Origin of the sequence: Mariniflexile fucanivorans (assembly GCF_004341235.1) — a bacterium.
Lineage (GTDB): Bacteria > Bacteroidota > Bacteroidia > Flavobacteriales > Flavobacteriaceae > Mariniflexile > Mariniflexile fucanivorans.
Map to the genome: position 1 here is coordinate 1 of NZ_SLUP01000006.1, position 18,841 is coordinate 18,841.

Annotated in this window: 16 protein-coding genes; 7 read left to right on the forward strand and 9 right to left on the reverse strand. The window is 34.0% G+C overall.

The annotated features are described in order from the left end of the window. Window positions 1–176: 176 nt before the first annotated feature. The 3 genes from EV196_RS12445 to EV196_RS12455 form a co-directional block, all read right to left on the reverse strand. Window positions 177–875 carry an RluA family pseudouridine synthase gene (locus tag EV196_RS12445; RefSeq protein WP_132218100.1) on the reverse strand — a complete coding sequence of 233 codons (699 nt, stop codon included), beginning with the start codon at window positions 873–875 and terminating at the stop codon, window positions 177–179. Between the two features lie 86 nt (window positions 876–961). Continuing rightward, entirely contained in the window at window positions 962–1,780 is an 819-nt protein-coding gene (gene panB, locus EV196_RS12450; protein WP_132218101.1) for a 3-methyl-2-oxobutanoate hydroxymethyltransferase, read from the reverse strand. Window positions 1,781–1,958: 178 nt separating this feature from the next. Further along, window positions 1,959–3,383: an L-serine ammonia-lyase gene (locus tag EV196_RS12455; protein ID WP_132218102.1), complete on the reverse strand. Its 1,425-nt coding sequence runs from the start codon at window positions 3,381–3,383 to the stop codon at window positions 1,959–1,961. Window positions 3,384–3,778: 395 nt separating this feature from the next. On the opposite strand from EV196_RS12455, the gene dnaK reads away from it, so the two are divergent. After that, window positions 3,779–5,680 (forward strand): molecular chaperone DnaK, encoded by a 1,902-nt coding sequence (gene dnaK, locus EV196_RS12460; protein ID WP_132218103.1) that lies wholly within the window; start codon window positions 3,779–3,781, stop codon window positions 5,678–5,680. 204 nt (window positions 5,681–5,884) lie between these two features. Beyond that, window positions 5,885–6,469, forward strand: a complete 585-nt coding sequence (locus EV196_RS12465) for a Crp/Fnr family transcriptional regulator (RefSeq protein WP_165876165.1) — start codon at window positions 5,885–5,887, stop codon at window positions 6,467–6,469. Window positions 6,470–6,614: 145 nt separating this feature from the next. Here EV196_RS12465 and fumC read toward each other — a convergent pair whose 3' ends face one another. Next, complete coding sequence (gene fumC, locus EV196_RS12470) at window positions 6,615–8,012, reverse strand: class II fumarate hydratase (RefSeq protein ID WP_132218105.1); 1,398 nt, start codon at window positions 8,010–8,012, stop codon at window positions 6,615–6,617. Between the two features lie 186 nt (window positions 8,013–8,198). Between fumC and EV196_RS12475 the strand changes: the two genes are divergently transcribed. Beyond that, the gene (locus tag EV196_RS12475; protein ID WP_132218106.1) at window positions 8,199–8,840 is read left to right on the forward strand and encodes a peroxiredoxin; all 642 of its coding nucleotides are present in this window, start codon (window positions 8,199–8,201) and stop codon (window positions 8,838–8,840) included. Window positions 8,841–8,934: 94 nt separating this feature from the next. Beyond that, a complete protein-coding gene (locus EV196_RS19930) occupies window positions 8,935–9,111 on the forward strand; it encodes a hypothetical protein (protein ID WP_165876166.1) in 177 nt (58 codons plus the stop codon). A gap of 71 nt (window positions 9,112–9,182) precedes the next feature. On the opposite strand, the gene EV196_RS12480 is transcribed toward EV196_RS19930, so the two are convergent. From EV196_RS12480 to prfB, 4 genes are all read right to left on the reverse strand, one after another. Further along, the gene (locus EV196_RS12480) at window positions 9,183–11,687 is read right to left on the reverse strand and encodes an outer membrane beta-barrel family protein (protein ID WP_132218107.1); all 2,505 of its coding nucleotides are present in this window, start codon (window positions 11,685–11,687) and stop codon (window positions 9,183–9,185) included. A gap of 99 nt (window positions 11,688–11,786) precedes the next feature. Beyond that, a complete protein-coding gene (gene arsC / locus EV196_RS12485) occupies window positions 11,787–12,128 on the reverse strand; it encodes an arsenate reductase (glutaredoxin) (RefSeq protein WP_132218108.1) in 342 nt (113 codons plus the stop codon). After that, entirely contained in the window at window positions 12,128–12,745 is a 618-nt protein-coding gene (locus EV196_RS12490) for an HAD family hydrolase (protein WP_132218109.1), read from the reverse strand. Before EV196_RS12490 ends, arsC begins: the two co-directional genes overlap by 1 nt. Before the next feature lie 42 nt (window positions 12,746–12,787). Then, window positions 12,788–13,898, reverse strand: a protein-coding gene (gene prfB, locus EV196_RS12495) for a peptide chain release factor 2 (protein ID WP_132218110.1) whose coding sequence is annotated in 2 segments (ribosomal slippage) — window positions 12,788–13,834 and window positions 13,836–13,898 — 1,110 coding nt in all. Because the reading frame shifts where the segments join, the coding sequence is not laid out codon by codon here. Between the two features lie 177 nt (window positions 13,899–14,075). Here prfB and EV196_RS12500 point away from each other — a divergent pair. After that, a complete protein-coding gene (locus EV196_RS12500) occupies window positions 14,076–15,098 on the forward strand; it encodes a threonine aldolase family protein (RefSeq protein WP_132218111.1) in 1,023 nt (340 codons plus the stop codon). 22 nt (window positions 15,099–15,120) lie between these two features. Here the strand turns inward: EV196_RS12500 and EV196_RS12505 are convergent, their stop codons facing one another. Beyond that, window positions 15,121–15,444 (reverse strand): YbaB/EbfC family nucleoid-associated protein, encoded by a 324-nt coding sequence (locus EV196_RS12505; protein ID WP_132218112.1) that lies wholly within the window; start codon window positions 15,442–15,444, stop codon window positions 15,121–15,123. A gap of 72 nt (window positions 15,445–15,516) precedes the next feature. Here EV196_RS12505 and EV196_RS12510 point away from each other — a divergent pair, with 72 nt between their 5' ends. Both EV196_RS12510 and EV196_RS12515 read left to right on the forward strand, forming a co-directional pair. Next, window positions 15,517–17,583 (forward strand): S9 family peptidase, encoded by a 2,067-nt coding sequence (locus tag EV196_RS12510; protein ID WP_132218113.1) that lies wholly within the window; start codon window positions 15,517–15,519, stop codon window positions 17,581–17,583. An 80-nt stretch (window positions 17,584–17,663) separates the two neighbouring features. Beyond that, the gene (locus EV196_RS12515; RefSeq protein WP_132218114.1) at window positions 17,664–18,704 is read left to right on the forward strand and encodes a PLP-dependent cysteine synthase family protein; all 1,041 of its coding nucleotides are present in this window, start codon (window positions 17,664–17,666) and stop codon (window positions 18,702–18,704) included. Window positions 18,705–18,841 lie beyond the last annotated feature (137 nt).

The window sequence follows — 18,841 nt, forward strand, 5'->3', positions numbered from 1 at the left end:
GTTCACTTTCGTCCGCTGTGGGTGGTTCACTTTCACCCGCCGCACTATGCTCACTTTAATCCGCTGTGGGTGGTATACTATGCCCGTTTTTTGCATTTTGCGAATTAAAAAATGTTTTGTGTGATGAGTGAATGTTATTAATACGATCCAAAATGTTTTTTCATAAAGATATGAAATTAACCATTACAAGCATCCCAAATGGGATCGTGGGGTAGTGGTGCCGTAATATTTAAGGTTTCTAATTTTACGGGGTGAACGAAGGTAATATGTCTGGCATGTAAATGGATGCTGGCATCTTTATTACTTCTATCGAAACCGTATTTTAAATCACCTTTTATAGGGCAACCAATATTTGATAATTGAGAACGTATTTGGTGGTGTCTACCAGTTTCTAAATTTACCTCAAGTAGAAAATAATTGTCTAACTTTTGTAATGTTTTATAGTGAAGAATGGCCTTTTTACTATCTTTTACTTCTTTTGGGTAGGCTGTAGATTTGTTGTTTTTCGGATTCTTTTTCAGCCAATCAATAAGAGTGTCTTCAGTTTTTGGTGGTTCATTTTTAACAATGGCCCAATAGGTTTTATCAATATCTTTTGAAACAAATAGTGCATTTAACCGAGGTAACACTTTACTTGTTTTTGCAAAAATAACCAGTCCTGTTGTGGGTCTGTCTAAACGATGCACAACCCCTAAGTATACGTTTCCGGGCTTGTTATATTTGTCTTTTATATAGCTTTTAACAACTTCGCTTAAAGGTTTATCGCCTGTTTTATCACCTTGTACAATATCGCCAGCACGCTTATTTACTATTATTATATGATTGTCTTCAAATAATATTTGAAGGTTGTTTTTATTTGAAAGTATTTTAGACACGGATTTCACTGATTTACTCGAATTTCCTGGTAATTATTAAGGCTTTTCAATTATTTTGATTGAAAACTGAAAACTGAGACTGAATACTAGTACTGTTCACTATCATTAGGAAAATCACACGTTTTTACATCATCAACATATTGTGATATTGCAGTTGTCATATCTTCATATAAATTCAAATAACGTCTAAGAAAACGGGGATGAAATTCGTGAGTCATTCCAAGCATATCATGTAATACTAAAACTTGACCATCAACACCATTACCAGCACCAATACCAATAATTGGAATACTTACACTTTCTGCAACTTGTTTTGCTAAAGCAGCGGGAATTTTTTCTAAAACAATGGCGAAACAGCCTATGCGTTCAAGGATTTTTGCATCTTCAAGTAAGCGTTCAGCTTCTTCTTCTTCTTTGGCTCGAACGGTATATGTTCCGAATTTATAAATGGATTGTGGTGTTAAACCTAAATGCCCCATGACGGGGATTCCAGCATTTAAAATACGTTTGATGGACTCCTTAACTTCTTTACCACCTTCTAGTTTTACAGCGTGTCCGCCACTTTCTTTCATGATCCTAATGGCCGAACGAAGGGCTTCTTTAGGGTCACTTTGGTAGCTTCCGAAAGGTAAATCTACAACAACCAAAGCACGGTCTATGGCTCGAACTACGGATGATGCATGATAAATCATTTGGTCCAATGTAATGGGAAGCGTCGTTTCGTGACCTGCCATAACATTACTAGCAGAATCACCTACCAAAATAACATCAATACCTGCACCATCAACTATTTTCGCCATGGTATAATCATAAGCAGTAAGCATTGATATTTTTTCGCCATGGGCTTTCATATCAATTAAAGTTTTCACTGTGATGCGTTTATATTCTTTTTTGGCTGCGGACATTCTTTTTTGTTTTAAAAATAGAGTGCAAAAGTAATGAATTAAGTAGATATGTTAGGTTTCAAAGTAGCAAAGTTTCAAAGTAGCAAAGTTTCAAAGTTTCAAAGTTGCAAAGAAGTAAAGTTTTATGAGGCTTTATTATTAGTTGCTATGCGACTTTGAAACTTTGTAACTAAAAAAACTAACAATCGGACATATTAACCCCAACAGCTAATCCGCCTTTGGAGGTTTCTTTATATTTTTTATTCATGTCTTTGGCGGTTTCCCACATGGTTGCTACTACTTTATCTAATGGTACTTTTACATTTTCAGGGTCCGTATCTAAAGCCATTTCAGCGGCGTTTATGGCTTTTATGGCACCCATGGCGTTGCGTTCAATGCATGGTATTTGCACTAAGCCTCCAATAGGGTCGCAGGTTAAACCTAAATGGTGTTCCATGGCAATTTCGGCAGCTACTAAAACCTGTTCTGGGGAGCCTCCCATAAGCTCGCATAAGGCTGCTGCCGCCATGGCAGATGATACGCCAATTTCGGCTTGACAACCACCCATGGCAGCACTAATGGTCGCTCCTTTTTTGAAAATACTACCAATTTCGCCTGCAACTAAAAGGAATTGTCTAATATGACTAAAATCGGCATCATGATTTTCAATAACCATATAATACATTAACACAGAAGGTATAACGCCAGCGCTTCCATTTGTTGGAGCAGTTACCACACGACCTAACGAGGCATTCACTTCGTTAACACCTAATGCAAAACAGCTTACCCATTTTAGTATTTGCCTAAACTTGACTTCTGTTTTCCGAATGGATTCTAGCCATTCTTTTGGATTAGTATATTGTAAATCGCCTTTTATAGTTTGGTAGGTGTCAAAAGCGCGTCGTCTTACATTTAAGCCTCCTGGTAAATTGCCTTCGGTATGGCAACCAATATACATGCATTCTAGCATGGTATTCCAAATGCGTTGCAGTTCAAAATCGATGGTTTCAACAGTGTTTATTGATTTTTCGTTTTCTAAAACAACTTGAGAAATAGATTTATTAAGTTGTTTGCAGTATTTTAAAAGATCGACACCTGTTTCAATAGGGTAAGGAAACGTACATTGAAAGATTATTTTTTTAGCTTTCGCTAATTTTCGTTCTTCTTGAACAACAAACCCACCACCAATAGAGTAGTAAGTGGCTTCTTTTTTTTCGCCATTAATAATGGCAGTAAAACGAAGTGCATTGGCATGAAACGGCAAGAATTTTTTATTGAAAACAATTTGCTTTTTGGGGTTGAATGCAAGTTCTTTTTCGTTATTAAAGTGTAAGATGTTGGTATCTTTTATTTTTGAAATGATATCGCTTATGTTTTCAACAGGTATGGTTTCTGGGTTGGCGCCGCTTAAACCTAACATGATGGCATAATCGGTGGCATGTCCTTTTCCTGTTAAGGATAATGACCCGTATAAATCTATTGAAATGCTTTCGACAGCATCAAATTTATTATCATCTTTTAATTCTTTTATCCAACGTTCTGCAGCGCGCCACGGTCCTAAAGTGTGGGAACTTGAAGGACCAACTCCAATTTTTAGCATGTCGAAAACTGAGATACATTCCATGAGGCTAATAGTTTGTTTTACAAATATAGGGTGTTTTTTTTCGGAAAGTAGCATAGTTTCAAAGTCGCAAAGTTTCAAAGTTTTCTGTAGATTGAAAACTGCAACTGTTAACTTAGTAAAAGGTATTGTTGCTGCGAATAGGTGCGCAAGGGATAGTAGTGGAAAGCCCACAGCGACGCAGGAGCGAGGACTTGCAGCGGATAGCCCGACCCGATAGGGATGCGCCCAATGAATTATGATTTTAGATTAATGATTTACGATTACTTGAACTCTACAGAGGCTGCGATTGAAAACTTGAGTTTTATGACACCTTGTCAGTTTGTGTGTGTTGGCACAATCATTGACTTTAACATATCGAATTTAAAAATGAATTTTCAAAACAAATAAAACATATTATGAGTAAAATAATTGGAATCGATTTAGGAACAACCAACTCTTGCGTTTCGGTAATGGAAGGTAATGAGCCTGTTGTAATCCCAAACGCAGAAGGAAAAAGAACAACGCCATCGGTAATAGCTTTTGTTGAAGGCGGTGAAATTAAAGTTGGTGATCCAGCAAAAAGACAAGCGGTAACTAACCCAACAAAAACGGTTTATTCTATTAAACGTTTTATGGGGAACAAGTTTTCTGAGTCAAAAAAAGAGGCAGATCGTGTACCTTATAAAGTAGTAAAAGGAGATAACGATACACCACGTGTAGATATTGACGGTCGTTTATATACACCACAAGAATTATCGGCTATGATTCTTCAAAAAATGAAGAAAACGGCTGAAGATTATTTAGGAACTACAGTGACAGAAGCGGTTATTACAGTGCCTGCTTATTTTAACGACTCGCAACGTCAAGCCACTAAAGAAGCTGGCGAAATTGCTGGTTTAAAAGTTAGACGTATTATAAATGAGCCTACTGCTGCGGCATTAGCTTACGGTTTAGACAAAAAAGGTAAAGACCAAAAAATTGTAGTTTTTGACTTTGGTGGAGGAACACATGACGTTTCTATCTTAGAATTAGGTGATGGTGTTTTTGAAGTATTATCAACAGATGGTGATACCCATTTAGGTGGTGATGATGTTGATGAAAAAATCATTAACTGGTTAGCTGATGAGTTTAAAGCGGAAGAAGCTATGGATTTAAGAAAAGATCCCATGTCTTTACAACGTTTAAAAGAAGCTGCTGAAAAAGCGAAGATTGAATTATCAAGTTCTGCACAAACAGAAATTAACTTGCCTTATATTACTGCTACTGCTAGTGGCCCAAAACACTTAGTGCGTACGTTAACTAAAGCTAAATTTGAACAATTAATTGACGATTTAGTTAAACGTACAATCGCACCTTGCGAATCGGCTTTAAAAGCTGCAGGTTTAAGCAAAAGCGATATTGATGAAGTTATATTAGTAGGGGGTTCTACACGTATTCCTGCGGTACAAGCTGCTGTTGAGAAATTCTTTGGAAAAGCGCCAAGTAAAGGGGTAAATCCTGATGAAGTTGTTTCTTTAGGTGCCGGTATACAAGGTGGTGTTTTAACTGGAGATGTGAAAGATGTATTGTTATTAGACGTTACACCATTATCATTAGGTATTGAAACTATGGGTAATGTAATGACTAAGTTGATTGAAGCAAATACTACGATTCCTACTAAGAAATCGCAAGTATTCTCAACAGCTGCCGATAACCAACCATCTGTGGAAATTCACGTGTTACAAGGTGAAAGAGCGATGGCTGCTGATAATAAAACGATTGGACGTTTCCATTTAGATGGTATTCCGCCAGCAAGAAGAGGAACACCTCAAATTGAAGTAACGTTTGATATTGATGCGAATGGTATTATCCACGTAACTGCAGGTGATAAAGCTACAGGTAAAACTCAAGATATTCGTATTGAAGCATCTTCTGGTTTAACTGAAGAAGAAATCAAAAAAATGAAAGCAGATGCAGAAGCAAATGCAGAAGCTGATAAAGTAGCGAAAGAAAAAGCTGAAAAATTAAATGCTGCTGATGCCATGATTTTCCAAACAGAAAGTCAGTTAGCTGAATTTGGTGATAAATTATCTGATGATAAGAAAAAACCAATTGAAGAAGCATTAGCAGAACTTAAAACAGCCTTTGAAACGAAGGATTTAGCGGTTATTGACCCAGCTTTAGAGAAAATAAATGAAGCTTGGAAAGTTGCTAGTGAAGAAATGTACAAAGCCCAAGCTGATGCTCAAGGTGGCGCACAACCAGGACCAGATGCAAGTCAAGGTGGACAAGCAGAAGGTAGTGATGTGGAAGATGTTGACTTTGAAGAAGTGAAGTAATAAATTTATAAGCACTTAATTATTAAGCCTTAGGTTAATTCCTAAGGCTTTTTTTATTTTAAAATTATTAAAAGAAACATAATTACAGCTAAACAAATTTATATGCTAATTATGGAGATTTTAATTGTAGAAGGCATAGAAGATGTAATTTTAAGCCCAATTAATATAAAACAAAAATTTTAAGCAATTAAAATGCCTTATTATATGGGTGAAACACAGTCTCATGCCAATTTTTTAAACTCTATTAGTAATATTTCTGAAGAAATTGTAGTGGAACTTTTAAAAATATCTGAGTATAAAAAAGTTAAAGCAGGAAAACAATTGGTTAAGTTCAACGAAGTGCCTTCAAAGGTATATATGTTAATTTCTGGTGTTGTAAGATGTTATTTAAGTACAGAGTCTGGTAAAGAATTTAATAAAAGTTTTTATATGCCATATAATTTTGTTGGACCTTTAACCTCATTAATACAAAAAAGTCCTTCACTATTTGCTTTTGAAGCTTTAGCAGATTCTGAAATGTATGAAGTTGATTATTATAAACTTATAGAATTATGTAAAAAGCACGAATCACTTAATACTCTATATTCCAGAATTTTAGAAACAGTGTATATCGCTTATGAAAAAAGACTTGTAGAATTAATTTCATTGGATGCTAAAGACCGCTATACCGAATTACGAAAACAAATTCCCAATTTAGATACCTTAATACCTCAGTATCATATCGCTTCTTATTTAGGTATTACAGCCGTTCAATTAAGTAGGATAAGAAAGAAAATTGATATTAATTAACATTTGTTAACATTATTGAATATGTTAAATTATATATTTGGCTCGATTTCCTTTGAACTTTAAAAAGGATTGATAGCTAGCCAACCAAAAAAAAAACAGGTAAATAATTTTACCTGTTTTTTTATTTATATAGATATTGAATAGTTTATTTTAAACCACCAACCATATCTTCTGGTTTTACCCAAGCATCATAATCTTCGGCAGTTACATAGCCTAAATTAATGGCTTCCTCTTTTAAGGTTGTACCGTTGGCATGAGCTGTATTGGCGATTTCAGCAGCTTTATAATAACCAATTTTAGTATTTAAAGCAGTAACCAACATCAGTGAATTGTTTAATAATGTTTTAATAACTTCATAGTTTGGTTCAATGCCTACCGCACAATGTTCATCAAAACTGGCACAAGCGTCACCTATTAGTTGCGCTGAATGTAATGCATTTGCAGCCATTACAGGTTTAAATACGTTTAATTCATAATGGCCTTGTAATCCACCAACAGAAATAGCAACATCGTTACCAATTACTTGTGCACAAACCATTGTTAAGGCTTCACATTGTGTTGGGTTTACCTTTCCTGGCATAATAGAACTACCTGGTTCGTTTGCAGGAATAATAATTTCACCAATGCCACTTCTTGGTCCAGATGCCATCATTCTAACATCGTTTGCAATTTTATTTAAAGAAACAGCTAATTGTTTTAAAGCACCATGTGTTTCAACTATAGCATCATGAGCCGCTAAAGCTTCAAATTTATTAGGAGCAGTAACAAAGGGAAGTCCGGTAAACTGTGCAATATATTCTGCAACACGTTTACTATAGCCTTTTGGTGTGTTTAAACCAGTTCCAACAGCTGTTCCACCCAACGCCAATTCGCTTAAATGTGGCAACGTGTTTTCTAAGGCTCTTAAACCGTGGTCTAGTTGTGCTACATAACCAGAAATTTCTTGACCTAAAGTTAGTGGTGTCGCATCCATTAAATGGGTACGACCAATTTTAACTACATTTTTAAATGCTTCCGATTTTTTCTTAAGCGTATCTCGTAGTTGTTTAACTCCAGGAATAGTAACTTCTACAACTTTTTTGTACACAGCAATGTGCATACCTGTTGGGAACGTATCGTTTGATGATTGCGATTTATTAACATCATCATTAGGTTGAATGGCTTTTTCGCCTTCACCAATAACTCTGCCTGCTAATTGTTGCGCTCTGTTGGCAATCACTTCATTTGCATTCATATTACTTTGTGTTCCAGAACCTGTTTGCCAAATAACCAACGGAAATTGATCATCATGCTTTCCTGCTAAAATTTCATCGCAAACAGTTGCAATTAAATCGCGTTTTTCAATTGGCAAAACGCCCAATTCGCAATTGGTGTAAGCAGCAGCTTTTTTTAAATAAGCAAAGCCATAAATTATTTCTAAAGGCATAGAAGCCGAAGCTCCTATTTTAAAATTATTTCTAGAGCGCTCTGTTTGTGCTCCCCAAAGTTTATCGGCAGGTACTTTTACCTCGCCCATGGTATCTTTTTCTATTCTAAAAGCCATTGTTAACTATTTTAATGTAAGATACAAAGTTAACTGTTTTAAGTTTTTTATAAGTATGATATTTGTTAGTTTTTCATAAGTTTTTTTAACAGAGTTATAACGACCCCATTTTTATTAATTGAATAAAAAAAAGTAATTTAGCTTATAAGAATTATATTTATTAACACTAATTAAAAATTAAATATTATGGCAACAATTAGATTAGGAGACGTTGCTCCAAATTTTACAGCAGAGTCTACCGAAGGAAAAATTAATTTTCATGACTGGTTAGGGGAGAGTTGGGGTATTTTATTCTCACATCCGGCAGATTATACTCCAGTGTGCACTACCGAATTAGGCACCGTAGCAAAATATAAAGCAGAATTTGATAAACGTAACGTAAAAGTGGTTGCGTTAAGTGTTGATGGCTTAGAATCTCATAAAGACTGGATTAAGGACATTAATGAAACCCAAAACACCACAGTAAATTTCCCTATTATAGCAGATGAAGATAAAAAAGTATCTGAACTTTATGATATGATTCATCCAAATGCGAGTGAGAAATTTACTGTCCGCTCTGTTTTTGTGATAGGAGATGATAAAAAAGTAAAGCTAATTATAACCTATCCTGCATCTACAGGTAGAAATTTTGATGAATTATTACGAGTTATAGATTCTTTACAACTCACTGCTTACCATAAAGTTGCAACACCAGCCAATTGGAAAAATGGTGAAGATGTAGTTATTTCTCCTGCTGTTACAAATGAGCAAATACCATCGTTATTCCCAAAAGGGCATAAAGAAATAAAACCTTATTTAAGAATGACGCCGCAACCTAATTTGGATTAACAATACAGTGTTAATAATTTTTAGTTTAACTATTGTTTAACAAAAAGCGATGCATTATATTTGCGTAAGATTTTTTTAATAGATACATACAATTATGTTTGATTTTGACCAATATTTAGGATTTTTAGCTTTTTTAACCATTTTAACATTAGGTTTCTGGTTAATGATTTTCTTATTAACCTTCGTAATTCCTTATTGGATAGGTGGTGCTTTAATTGAAAGATTAAAAGAAATTAGAGAAGAGAAAAAGGCAAAACGTCAAAACTCATAATTAAAAATTATACTTATAAAAAAGCGAAGCTAAATTTTAGCTTCCCTTTTTTGTTTATATACAATATTCTATTAACCTTCAAAATCAAAATTATCGCCTCCATTGTTTCCGTTTCTTTCGCCAGAATCTCTTTTTTTCTGTTGATTGAATCTGTAAGTAAATGTTAGGTTAAAATTACGTTGTCTTCTTTGGAATTCAGAGTTACTATAAAACTCCGCAGTTGTTGCTTCACTTCTGCGTTTTTCTGAGTTGAAAATATCACTAACACTTAATGAAATAGATGCCGCTTCTTTAAACAAATCTTTACTGAATGCCATACTAGCCGAAAACATACCTTTGTTTTTGTTTTGAGCATCTTCAGATGGCCCCATATAAAACACTCTTGTTTGCCAGTCAATTTTTGAAGGTAAGGTGTATTTATTATTTAAGCGCACAAACCAACTTATGTTTTCAGCACCAAAATCGGTACCTTCATAAAACCCCTTTGTAGTTGAGTGAAATAAGTTGAAATTTCCGTTGATATTCCAATTTTGGGTTGGTTTGTGAGTAACTGTGAATTCAAAACCAAATCTGTCGTTTGTGGCTAAATTAACAGGCGACCTTTTAATAACTTGAACCAACGTATATTGATCGCTTAAATCATCAAAATTAGAATCATTTATGTTAACCGTTTGAGATGTATCAAAAATGTAATAATTATCTGTCCCTAAGGCAATAAATGAAAAAACATCTGTAGCGTGTTGATAATAAATAGATGAATTCAAGGTTAGTTTCCCTATTTGGTTTAAATAACCTAAATCAAAAGAATTTGAGTAACTTGGGTTAAGGTCTGGATTCCCTTGAAATAAGTTTATGGGGCTACTACGAGATGGGAATGGATTGATATAGCGAGAACGAGGACGACTTAACCTTCGGTTATATCCAAGGGTAATGCTTTGTTTTTCTGAAATTTCATAACCTAAATTTAGAGTTGGGAAAAAACCATTATAATTTTTGCGTTCAAAATCGTTACTGGTTAATTGATTGACAGATATTCTAGAAGCTTCCATTCGCAATCCAAACAAAAAGGAAAATTTATCCTTTATCTTACTTCCAAATTGTGAGTAAACGGCATTAACGTATTCTCTGTAAATTAAATTATTGCTACCATCATCATCAATACTGCCATCATCATTAAATTCTAATAGCGTGTAATCTGTATTCAATTCGCTAAAATTACCACGATACCCAAGTTCAAACTGGCTATTTTCTCCAATAGGTAGCACATAATCACTTTGTAATAGAATGCTATTTTGTTCTTCAATGGTTTGTACACGTTCTACATCTTCATCATTTTGTACTATTAGTGATTTCTCTTCTTCTTGACTATTTTCATATTGAAAATCGAAAGTAAATCTATGGTCTATATTACCATTAAATTGTTTATCAAAATTTACAGCGTATTGAATGTTTTTGTCGATTTCATCTTCAGGGTCAAGGCGGTTAATGATTTTGGTAATATTTGTATCGGTATTAAATAGTTTAGTAACGTTAGTGGCATCATTATTTTCATCACTATCCCTATATACAACAGATGTTATCAAAGAAGCAGTATCGTTAATATACCATTCAACACCAAAGTTGGTACTAAGGCCTTTGCTTTTTCTTTCAAATTCACGCTTTTCATCTGAGTAAGTGATTGAACCATTGTCATTAAATTGTTCGGTTTCTGTTTTTGAATTTCCTGGTGATTCTCTATAGTTGTAGCCTGTAGTATTGAAAAAGTTAAAATCGCCAGTTCTGTAATTTATATTACCCGAAAGTCCTGCAGAAAGTGGAGATCCTACATTGGCTGTAATGGCTCCATTAAGTCCTTGTAATTTACTTCTTCGTAAAATAATGTTCAATATACCTGCAGTACCTTCGGCATCATATCGAGCCGATGGAGATGTAATAACCTCTACACGTTCAATGGCTTCGGCGGGCAATTGGCGCAATGCCGCGGCCGAGTTTAAACCAACCAAACCAGACGGTTTACCGTTTATTAAAATTTTCACATTGTCCTGTCCTCGAAGGGCTACATTACCTTCAACATCTACAGAAACTGATGGAACATTATCTAAAACGTCACTTACTGTACCACCTCTAACTGTAAGGTCTTTACCAACGTTGTATATTTTTTTATCGAGTTTAATTTCAACAGTGGTGCGTTCTGCAATAATTTCAACTTCACCTAAAGCGGCATAATCTATTTCTAAAGAAATGGTGCCTAAATTTAAATCTGAATTTAACTTTTTATTGGGCAGTGTTATTTTTCTATAAGAAATATATTCTATGGTAATATCGTAAACTCCTTGTGCTATTTTGATATTGAAATTTCCATTGATATCTGTAATACCTCCGTCTATTATTTTATTTTCTTTTTTACTAAAAAAAGCAACAGTTGCATATTCTAAAGGGTCTTTAGTTTCTTTATCAATAACTTTTCCTGTTATGGTTATGTTTTTATCTAATGTTGGGTTGGTATTTACTGGTAGCGCAAATGCTAACGACATGAAAGAAAAGAATATGATAAAGGAGTTTGAAATTTTTGACATAATTACGTTTTTGCGAATTAGACTCGCAAAAATAACCATGGTTTAATCATGTTTTGTTAAATAAAAGTTAATTAACTTAACTTGATTTTTATGATGTTTTTAGATGATTTCAGAGATTTTTTCGGTAGGTCTTCCAATAACCGCTTTATTACCATTTATAACTATGGGGCGTTCAATAAGTTTTGGGTTTTTTACCATCGCATCAATTATTTCGTCATCGGTTAAAGTTTTATTTTTAAACTCTGTTTTCCAAATGGCTTCATTTTTTCTTACTAAATCGATGGGTTTTATGCCTAAAAGTTTGATGATATCTTTTAACTCTTTGGTTGATAAATTGTCTTCAAGATATTTTACAATTTGAAATTCTTTCCCAGATGCTTCTAAAAGCTCTAATCCGCAACGCGATTTACTGCATCTGTTATTGTGAAGTATTTTAATCATTATAAATGAATATTATATTGTTTTAAATGCTCGATTAGTTTTTCTGGACTTTCAAAATGAATACTATTAATACCTAATGCGCTTGAAGCTTGAATGTTTCTTAAATTATCATCAATAAAAATAGCATTTTCAGGAGTGATATTGAAACGCTCTAAAGTAATATCATAAATTTCTTTAAAAGGTTTTCTGGTTTTTTCATCACCAGAAACCACAATACCATCAAACCAGTGCAAAAACTCATAATGTTTTTGTGCAATAGGAAAGGTTTCGTTGCTCCAGTTTGTTAAAGCGACCACTTTGTATTTATCAGATTTGATAAATGCTTCCAGAATTTTAACAGTACCATCAATGGCACCACCCAACATGTTTTCCCATTCGCCATAAAACATTTTAATATAATGCTCGTAATCTGGGAATTTGTCAACTAAATCTTGTGTTGCTTGTGCTAATGGATAACCTGCATCTTGGTTTTCGTTCCAATCGTGTGTACAAATGTTCTCGAAAAACCATTCCATTTTTTTTCTATCGCCATTAAAAGCATCTAAAAAAACGTATTCGGGGTTCCAGTCGATTAACACGCCGCCAAGGTCAAAAATTATAGTATCTATTTGTTTCATAATCCTCCCTAAATCCCTCCAAAGGAGGGACTTTTTCTAAATTTATAAATTAGTATTATCTTCAACTTTTTGTCCCATCATCATTAAATAGGCTTTTAAAAACGGACCAATATTTCCATCCATAACGGCATCTACATTGCTGGTTTCATGGGCTGTTCTTACGTCCTTAACCAATTTGTAAGGTTGCATCACGTAGTTTCTAATTTGGCTTCCCCATTCAATTTTCATTTTGCCGGCTTCAATATCTTCACGTTGTGCCATTTGCTTTTGTAACTCAATTTCGTATAATTGAGACTTCAACATTTGCATCGCTCTAGAACGGTTATCATGTTGTGAACGGGTTTCAGAACATTGAATTTGAATACCTGTTGGTTTATGCGTTAATTGAACCTTCGTCTCCACTTTATTAACATTTTGTCCACCAGCACCACTAGAACGAGCCGTTGTTATTTCAATATCGGCAGGGTTAATTTCAATTTCAATAGTATCATCCACCAAAGGGTATACATAAACCGAAGCGAAACTAGTATGTCTCTTAGCATTACTATCAAATGGTGAAATACGCACTAAACGATGCACGCCATTTTCACCTTTTAACCAACCAAAAGCAAAATCGCCTTCTAATTCTAAAGTCACCGTTTTTATACCAGCAACATCACCTTCTTGAAAGTTGAGTTCTTTTACTTTAAATCCACTTTTTTCGGCATACATAAGGTACATGCGCATTAGCATACTTGCCCAATCGCAACTTTCGGTACCACCAGCACCAGCAGTTATTTGTAAAACGGCGCTTAAGCTATCACCTTCTTCAGAAAGCATATTTTTAAACTCGATATCTTCAAGCAGAGTAAATGCTTTATCATATTGCTGTTCAACATCTTCTGCGGTAGCTTCTCCTTCTTTATAAAATTCATAAAGAACTTCTAAATCTTCAGTAAGGGATTTGGCTTTATTGTAATCTTCAACCCATTTTTTAGTGACACGAAGCGATTTCATAATGGCTTCAGCAGCTTTGGCATCGTTCCAGAAATTGGGATCGAAGGTTTTTTCTTCTTCGTTTTTTATTTCAATAAGTTTTCTATCTAAGTCAAAGATAGTGCCTAAGTTTGTCGAGGCGGGTATTAAGATCTTTAATTTGATCGGAAGTTATCATAGTCATTTTATTTTGAACAAAAATAGAATTTTAAAAAGTTTAAAGAAATTAAATTCACCGCTAATTCACTAATTTCAATTTTACTAATAAATATTTGTAAAATTATTATAATCTATAACAACAATAATTTGCAAATTCGCGGTGGAATTTTTTAGCTTTACCTTATATTTTTTTTATATGATAATAGATTTAAGAAGCGATACCGTCACCAAACCATCAAAAGCCATGTTGGAAGCGATGATGGCTGCAAAAGTTGGTGATGATGTTTTTAGAGAAGATGAAACTGTAAATGCATTAGAAACTCGTATTGCCAACATGTTTGGTAAAACTACCGCCTTATTTTTTCCTAGTGGCACCATGGCAAACCAAACCGCTATAAAACTGCATACAAACCCCGGCGACCAAGTTATTTGCGACAAATATGCGCATATTTATAATTATGAATCTGGAGGCGTTGCTTTTAATAGTGGTGCTTCTTGCAAATTAATTGAAGGACATAGAGGTATGTTTACGGCGCAACAAGTTATTGATGCCATAAACCCAGAAGCTTATTACTATAGTCCATCCCGATTAGTTGAAATCGAAAACACAGCCAATAGAGGAGGAGGTTCTTGTTGGGATTTTAATGAAATTTTAAAAATCAGAAAGGTTTGTGATGAACAAGATTTAGGATTTCATTTAGATGGCGCTAGAATATGGAATGCTTTGGTTGAAAAAAATGAAACGACCGAGCAATATGGTGAAGTTTTCGATACTATTTCGGTTTGTTTAAGTAAAGGTTTGGGTTGTCCCGTTGGGTCCGTTTTAGTGGGTGATGAAGCTATTATGAAAAACGCTCTTCGAATTCGAAAAGTTTTTGGAGGTAATATGCGGCAAGCTGGATATTTAGCTGCGGCCGCACTTTATGCTTTAGATAATAATATGGATAGATTAGTTGATGACCATAAAAAAGCGCGAGAAATAGGCGAAACTTTATCTAAATTATCAATCATAAAAACCGTTGAGCCTATTGAGACGAATATAATAATATTCGAACTTAATAAAGATGTAAATGAAAAAACATTCATTCAAAAATTAATTGACAAGAATATTCACATTATAAGTATGGGCACCAATAAATTAAGAATAGTTACCCACCTCGATTATACCGATGCGATGCATAATAAAGTAATAGAAATTCTAAAAAATCTAACCGTCTAACAAGTCTAAAAACCTAAGAGGTCTATTTAAATAAATCCATTCCCGGAATATTCGGCATGCCTTCTTTAGCTACGGCTGCCAATTCCGCTTCATTTACGTTAGTTGCTTTTTCAATGGCTTTATTTAAGGTAAGAATTAAGTAATCTTCCAGTTGTTCTTTGTCTTCAAACAAGCTTTCATCAATTTCAATAGATTTTATGGTTCTATTGGCTGTTAACGTGATTTTAAGTTTGTTATCGCTGCTTCTTTCATCAATTAGAACCGTATCTAAACGTTTTTTAGTTTCTTCAACTTTTCTTTGGGTTTCTTTAAGTTTTCCCATCATTCCCATCATATCTCCAAACATAATTTTATAATTTTTAATTCCCTACAAAGCTATTTAATTTTTATATTTTTGCCACCTTAATTTAAAAATAATATGTCCTTAAAAAACGCACTTCAAATACCTCAAGCAACCAAAATTCCAAAAAAGTTAACGAAACATAAAGATGTTAGAGTTGATAATTATTATTGGTTAAACGATAGGGAAAACCCGCAAGTTATTGATTATTTGAATACTGAAAATGCCTACACAAAGGAAGTTATGCAGCATACCGAGGCATTTCAAAAGGATTTATTTGAAGAAATGAAGGGTAGGATAAAGGAAGATGATTCTTCTGTTCCTTATAAATTAAATGGTTATTGGTACATAACGCGTTTTGAAAAAGGGCAGGATTACCCTGTGTATTTGCGTAAAAAGGAATCTTTAGAAGCTCCCGAAGAAATACTTTTCGATTGTAATGAGATGGCTAAAGGACTTCCTTTTTTTAATTTAGGAAGTATGGCTATTAGTCCAGATAACACATTGGTAAGTTTTTCTACCGATACTGTTGGAAGAAGACAATATACCATTCAAATTAAAAATTTAGTTACAGGTGAAATCTATACAGATAAAATTTTAAACACAACAAGCAGTTCTACGTGGGCGAATGATAATAAAACCTTGTTTTACTGCATGAAAGATGACGTAACGTTGCGTTCACATAAAATTTTCAAGCATAAATTACATACTGAAGTTATAGATGATGTAGAAGTTTTTTATGAAGCAGATGAAACATTCAACACGTTTGTATATAAATCAAAATCAAAAAAATATTTAATTATTGGATCTTCAAGCACATTATCTTCGGAATATCGTATTGTAAATGCCGACACGCCTGATGCTGAATTTAAAATATTTCAAAAAAGAAAACGTGATTTTGAATACAGCATCGCTCATTATAATGATAGCTTTTACATTATTTCAAATTGTGACGACGCCACCAATTTCAAACTACTAAAAACAAGTGAACTTAAAACTGAAAAACGTTATTGGAAAGAGGTAATTCCTCATAGAAAAGATGTTTTATTAGAAGATATTGAAATTTTTAGAGATTATTTAGTGGTTAATGAACGTGAAAACGGACTTAATAATTTACGCATTATGAGTTGGGATGGAAAGGAAGATTATTTCCTTCCATTTGAAAGTGAAACATACACTGCATACATAGGAAGTAACCCCGATTTTGATAGTGATGTGTTGCGTTATTCATACAATTCTTTAACCTCACCAAGTTCTGTAATTGATTATAATTTCAAAACAAAAAAAAGCGAAATTAAAAAGGAACAGGAAGTTTTAAGAGGTAACTTTAAAAAGGAAAACTACGAATCTAAACGCATTTGGGCAACGGCACGAGATGGTGTAAAAGTACCAATGTCCTTAGTTTATAAAAAGGGCGTGAAGTTAGACGGTACAAATCCGTTATTGCAATACGCCTATGGTTCTTATGGTTCTACAATCGATCCTTCTTTTTCATCGGTACGTTTAAGTCTTCTCGATCGTGGGTTTATTTATGCTATTGCCCATATTCGAGGTGGTGAATATTTAGGTAGAGATTGGTATGAAAACGGCAAATTATTAAACAAATTAAATACGTTTCATGATTTTATAGATTGTTCAAAATATTTAATAGAAGAAAACTATACATCTGCCAAACATTTATATGCTTATGGAGGTTCAGCAGGTGGCTTATTAATGGGTGCTGTTATAAATATGAATCCAGAACTATATAATGGAATTCTCGCGGCTGTTCCTTTTGTAGATGTGGTTACCACGATGTTGGACGATTCCATTCCTTTAACAACTGGCGAGTATGATGAATGGGGAAATCCAAACAAACTTGAATATTATAATTACATGAAATTATATTCCCCTTACGATAATGTAGAACAAAAAAACTACCCAAATATGTTGGTTACAACGGGGTTGCATGATTCTCAAGTGCAATATTGGGAACCTGCAAAATGGGTTGCTAAATTAAGAGAATTAAAAACAGATACGAATAAATTGTTGTTACACACCGACATGGATGCTGGTCATGGTGGGGCTTCAGGGCGTTTTGAAAGTTTAAAGGAAGTCGCCCTAGAGTATGCGTTTTTGCTGGATTTAGAGGGAATTTGTGGTTAATAAAAAAAAGTTTTACTTTTGTCAGGTTTTAAGTTACAATTATTTTCATTAATATTATGGTAACTCCCTAAAAGACATTTATGAAACACAGAAATCAAGTTTTTGATAATGTATTAGATTTAGTAGGTAATACACCACTTATCAAACTTAATAAAGTCGCTTCAAAATTCAAAGGTAACTTCTACGCAAAAGTAGAATCTTTTAATCCGGGGCAATCTTCAAAAGATAGAATAGCAACATATATTATAGAAGAAGCAGAGCGCAAGGGTATTTTAACCCCAGGCGCTACCATCATAGAAACTACATCTGGTAATACAGGGTTTAGTATTGCTATGGTAAGTATTATTAAAGGATACGATTGTGTATTGGCTGTAAGTTCAAAATCTTCAGCAGATAAAATTGATATGCTAAAAACCATGGGAGCTAAAGTATATGTGTGTCCAGCACATGTAAGTGCCAATGATCCAAGATCTTATTACGAAGTTGCAAAAAGATTACATAGTGAGATGAAAGGCTCGGTTTATATTAATCAGTATTTTAATCAGCTTAATATTGACGCTCATTATGCATCAACTGGTCCAGAAATTTGGAAGCAAACCGAAGGTAAAATAACGCATTTAGTAGCATGTAGTGGAACAGGAGGTACTATTTCTGGAACGGCTAAATATCTAAAAGAACAAAATCCAAATATAAAAGTTATAGGTGTAGATGCTTTTGGTTCAGTAATTAAAAAGTACCACGAAACCAGAGAATTCGATGAAAAAGAAATCTATCCTTATAGAATTGAAGGCTTAGGAAAAAATTTAATTCCAACCGCCACAGATTTTGATGTTATAGATGAATTTGTAAAAGTAACCGACGAAGAAAGCGCTCATACTGCACGAGAATTAGCTAGAACAGAAGGTCTTTTTGTAGGTTACACATCAGGAGCTGCAACTCAAGCACTTAAGCAATTAGGGGAGCAAGGAGAATTTAATGAGGATGATTACGTAGTAGTCATTTTTCCAGATCATGGATCGCGCTATATGAGTAAAGTTTACAGTGATAAATGGATGCAAGAACAAGGTTTCTTTGACAGCATCAATGAAGCCGCAGCACAGAACATTGAGTACATAAAATAAAACGTACATAATAAAGGGTTGACATTTGTATTATTAGCAAAAAGTCGACTCTTTTTATATTTTATAAATAATTGAAGGCTAAAAATTATGTACAAAGAATATAAATATTTAATTTTGCCCGAACTAATTAAAAACTA

Coding starts and splice junctions, on each gene's coding strand:
- EV196_RS12475 (WP_132218106.1), top strand. CDS start 8,199: ATGGCAACAATTAGATTAGGAGACGTTGCTCCAAATTTTACAGCAGAG.
- panB (WP_132218101.1), bottom strand. CDS start 1,780: ATGTCCGCAGCCAAAAAAGAATATAAACGCATCACAGTGAAAACTTTA.
- EV196_RS12515 (WP_132218114.1), top strand. CDS start 17,664: ATGAAACACAGAAATCAAGTTTTTGATAATGTATTAGATTTAGTAGGT.
- arsC (WP_132218108.1), bottom strand. CDS start 12,128: ATGATTAAAATACTTCACAATAACAGATGCAGTAAATCGCGTTGCGGA.
- EV196_RS12500 (WP_132218111.1), top strand. CDS start 14,076: ATGATAATAGATTTAAGAAGCGATACCGTCACCAAACCATCAAAAGCC.
- EV196_RS19930 (WP_165876166.1), top strand. CDS start 8,935: ATGTTTGATTTTGACCAATATTTAGGATTTTTAGCTTTTTTAACCATT.
- fumC (WP_132218105.1), bottom strand. CDS start 8,012: ATGGCTTTTAGAATAGAAAAAGATACCATGGGCGAGGTAAAAGTACCT.
- EV196_RS12455 (WP_132218102.1), bottom strand. CDS start 3,383: ATGGAATGTATCTCAGTTTTCGACATGCTAAAAATTGGAGTTGGTCCT.
- EV196_RS12480 (WP_132218107.1), bottom strand. CDS start 11,687: ATGTCAAAAATTTCAAACTCCTTTATCATATTCTTTTCTTTCATGTCG.
- EV196_RS12465 (WP_165876165.1), top strand. CDS start 5,885: ATGGGTGAAACACAGTCTCATGCCAATTTTTTAAACTCTATTAGTAAT.
- EV196_RS12510 (WP_132218113.1), top strand. CDS start 15,517: ATGTCCTTAAAAAACGCACTTCAAATACCTCAAGCAACCAAAATTCCA.
- EV196_RS12490 (WP_132218109.1), bottom strand. CDS start 12,745: ATGAAACAAATAGATACTATAATTTTTGACCTTGGCGGCGTGTTAATC.
- EV196_RS12505 (WP_132218112.1), bottom strand. CDS start 15,444: ATGTTTGGAGATATGATGGGAATGATGGGAAAACTTAAAGAAACCCAA.
- dnaK (WP_132218103.1), top strand. CDS start 3,779: ATGAGTAAAATAATTGGAATCGATTTAGGAACAACCAACTCTTGCGTT.